Source organism: Psychrobacter sp. PSP (assembly GCF_024085615.1).
In the GTDB taxonomy this organism is placed as follows: Bacteria; Pseudomonadota; Gammaproteobacteria; order Pseudomonadales; family Moraxellaceae; genus Psychrobacter; species Psychrobacter pacificensis.
In genome coordinates this window covers 1-3,465 of sequence record NZ_JABLTF010000004.1, presented here as the reverse complement: position 1 = coordinate 3,465, position 3,465 = coordinate 1, and the positions used below count along the sequence as shown (strand labels likewise).

The following is a 3,465-nucleotide window of genomic DNA, read 5'->3' as shown; positions in this document are numbered from 1 at the left end:
TCTGGGGCGTATTAAAGAATGAATTAGTATATCATCAAGACTATAAAACAAGGTTCACAGCCATCAATGATATTATCAGTTATATCGAGCTGTACTACAATCAGACGAGGATTCAAAAGGGTTTGGGCTATCAATCGCCAAGACAGGTGTGGTTTGATTATTATCGTCAGGCTGCGTAATTAAAATCTCCCAAGTTTATGTGTACGGATTTGACGGCAGGGGTCACTAGGCAGTCTTAAACATAACGTTATTATACCAGCCATCAACTTTTCTGTAGGTAAGCCAGTAGTATTTAAAACTCCCCATCATCATACATTCAAGCGTGATAAGCATCATTTAATTGTTGATGTGGCATTGGCTACTTCAGCTGCTCCCATATACTTTCCTAAGTACGTATTCGACAATACTCAATATGTAGACGGTGGACTGTTTGCCAATAATTCAAGCATGTTAGCAATTCACGAAGCGCAGTATTTCCTAAATGCTAAGCAAGAGAATATTCTACTTCTTAATGTTGGCACCCTATCTTCACGTATTTCAGCAAACCCCAAAACAAACAAATTAGGTGGAATGTTAGACTGGGCACATGGTAAAAATTTGAGCAATGCACCGAAAAATATTATCGAACTCACCTTGTCCACACAACAGCAAATGATGACATTTATTACCCAGCATCTGCTAAAAGAAAGGTACTTAAGTATTGACGAAAATTTAACAAACGAAGCTGCCAACTATGTATCACTAGATAGAGCGGATGCTGCTGCTAAAGAAGTACTGTTATCAACAGCTATGCAAAATTCAAAAGAAGCTCTTGGTAAAGAACTTATAAAAACAATTTTCTTGAAACCAGTCGAACTTCACAACACAGCCATACAACCAAATACTGAGGATTCAAATGAGTGATAACCTTAAAACAAACAACTTACATAGTGTTTTCAAAAACGATACTGATGGTTTTTTCAAGAAGTTTTTACCTAAAGGCGAGCAGTTCCAAGTGTTCAAAGACTGCAAAGATCAGATTAAGGCTGTTATAGAAATACAAGTTGAAAAAGTATATGGTGTCAGACCAAAATTTAGACTCCAAGGTTCCTGGGCGTATGGTGTATGTAATGCCCCAGCACTCCCTGAGCAAGAAATGGATTTTGATTACGGTTGTTATCTACCAGAGTCATGTTTTTTAGAAGGTCAAAGCGCTGAAGTGGCTAATAAGCTCTTTGAAACTGTAGAAGAATGTCTGGATATACTATGTAATGATAATGGTTGGGAATTGGATAAAGAACATAAAAATTGCATTCGAATTAGAGGCTTTATGCCTCAAGGTCAACCCAAAGCACATTTTGATATTCCGTTGTATGCTCTACCAAACGAGATGTTTGATGATTTAACAGATGCTAGCGTTAAGCAAGACTCTTCAACAGTTAGTAAAGAAGAGGCTTCTTACGATAGTATCCAAGAAAGCAGAAGCTTTGATTTTTCAGAGGATGTAGATCCTAATAACTTATCATTATTCTTTAATGAAAGTACATTTAGTGGTACAACTTTATCTGCCAACTTATCTTACTCTCCCTCTTATGATTCTATGATCACTGAAGATTCTAGTAAGGCTAATGCAAAGAATATTAAGAAGCGTTCAAAAATAAAAAACGTAAGTCTAATACAACGAGATGAAGATGAATGGCTCGTTTCAGACTGTGAAAAGGTACGTGAATGGTTTTTAGCAGAATGTGAAAAATATCCCAATACTGGACAACAACTTCGTGCAGTCATTAGGTATTTAAAGTCATGGCGTGATTATAATCAATATCAAAAGGCTCCTAGCTCTGTTTCATTGATGATAATTGCTACTGAACACTATCAGCATTTGCAGCAAAGAGATGATAGAGCGCTTTTTGAAATACTTTTGAATTTAGAACATGCACTTAAAAACGATATAAAATGCAAGTATATTGAAGGACATTCTACAGAAGACTTTAATAGAGCAAATAATGAACAACGAGAAGAGAATGCTGAGCTGGCATCAGAGCTTTGTAGTGGCTTTGATAGAGTTCTTCATAAATCCCAAAATGAGAATACCTGCCTCAACATATTAGAAAGCTTGTTTGGTGAGAGAATACCATCTAACAGACCTGATTTAGTAACGATTAATGTCGATACCAAGGCTTCAGTCGCAACCGTTGTTGACAATGCACCTGTACAGGTTGCTGCTGAGTCTGCATCAATAAAGCCTCAAATCGGTGGGTAGAGCATTGCAAAAACAGATGTCTTTGTACGATATAATCTCTGGTATAAATGACAATTTTTGTAATTGGAGATACACAAAAGGTAGGCGACCATCATCGGCTAATAGTCGTGATAAATCAATGTATGATGGTTGGTTTACTTCTTTTGAAACTAAGGATAATACAAACTTTCAAATACTGATTCAGGTAGAAGATTGGGACTTCGTTAGTTTGCCAAACGTGTATGTTAAAGCTCCTCTTCCTGATTATATTCAAAACCTTTTACCCCTTGCTCATTTTTCTATTGATAAACGCGAGTATAAAGGCGATTGGTATTATTCAGTTTGCTATAGTTTACATGATGCTTATGAGCTTAAAATTTCAGACCCTTTAGGAGTTTTAGGCTGGGTTCTAGATAAAACTAAAATTATTATAGAAGCGCTTATTAAGAACAAGCGTCATAGGTCTGATGAGTTTCTAAGAGAGTTGACCCCGATATGGCAAAGTATAGCAAGTTACCATTCTAGTAATTTAATTAAATCTAACGATGCAGCTGTACAGTCGATCCACGATCTTTTGTTGCCTGTAATTTATGACTTGAAGCAAGGGTGGCATCTTGTTCCTTGGATAGTTAAAGACGGGCATATAGAAGCAAATACGTTAATTATTCATATTCCTAGTAAACAACTTGCTAAAATACCTTCTATGCCTTCTGTATTTATTGATGTGAAAAGTAGCAAAGGTATACCACTCAAGTATTTCTTACTATGGCTCAAACAGTGGAGTCATGTAGCCTTTAGACTGATAGTCAGTGAAATTGCATCCAATATTGAGCGACATAGAGAGACAACATTATATTTTCCAGTGTGTCTTGTCGTCGATAAACAATTACTGTCATTGTGCATAGAGCTAGAAAATCTAAAAGAGTTAGTATCTGGTAGCGCTAGTAAGCACTTAAAATTAGCAAACCATTCCAAGCTACTCTCTAATTCTAAAGTAGTTTTTAGCAGTGCTGTAAACTGAACCGCCCCGACTATATCGGAGAGTGATTTACTTGAGTCAGGCAGCGATGCCTGACAGGGTTAAATTATCGTAATACCGCTTTTCAAACTCAAAAGGTGACACATAACCAATCGTGCTATGCAGACGTGTTTTATTAAACCAGTCCACCCATTCAAGGGTTGCCAGTTCAACATCATTAACGCCAGTCCAATTCTCCTTTAAATAGTCAATTACCTCAGATTTA

General features: G+C 36.7%; 4 protein-coding genes and 1 pseudogene. 4 read left to right on the top strand and 1 reads right to left on the bottom strand.

Going from position 1 to position 3,465, the window contains the following annotated elements; genetic code table 11:
- The 4 genes and pseudogenes from HL061_RS00065 to HL061_RS00050 all read left to right on the top strand — a co-directional run.
- The coding region (locus tag HL061_RS00065; protein WP_252962370.1) for an IS3 family transposase at positions 1 to 179 on the top strand (179 nt) is incomplete at its 5' end.
- A gap of 55 nt (positions 180 to 234) precedes the next feature.
- Positions 235 to 903: pseudogene (locus HL061_RS00060) on the top strand (CBASS cGAMP-activated phospholipase); the annotation flags it as partial.
- Positions 896 to 2,242 (top strand): cyclic GMP-AMP synthase DncV-like nucleotidyltransferase, encoded by a 1,347-nt coding sequence (locus tag HL061_RS00055; RefSeq protein ID WP_252962369.1) that lies wholly within the window; start codon positions 896 to 898, stop codon positions 2,240 to 2,242. The pseudogene HL061_RS00060 and the gene HL061_RS00055, both read left to right, overlap by 8 nt.
- Entirely contained in the window at positions 2,235 to 3,242 is a 1,008-nt protein-coding gene (locus tag HL061_RS00050; protein ID WP_252962368.1) for a hypothetical protein, read from the top strand. Before HL061_RS00055 ends, HL061_RS00050 begins: the two co-directional genes overlap by 8 nt.
- Before the next feature lie 36 nt (positions 3,243 to 3,278).
- On the opposite strand, the gene HL061_RS00045 is transcribed toward HL061_RS00050, so the two are convergent.
- A partial coding sequence (locus HL061_RS00045) for an IS3 family transposase (protein ID WP_252962367.1) occupies positions 3,279 to 3,465 on the bottom strand: 187 nt, incomplete at its 5' end.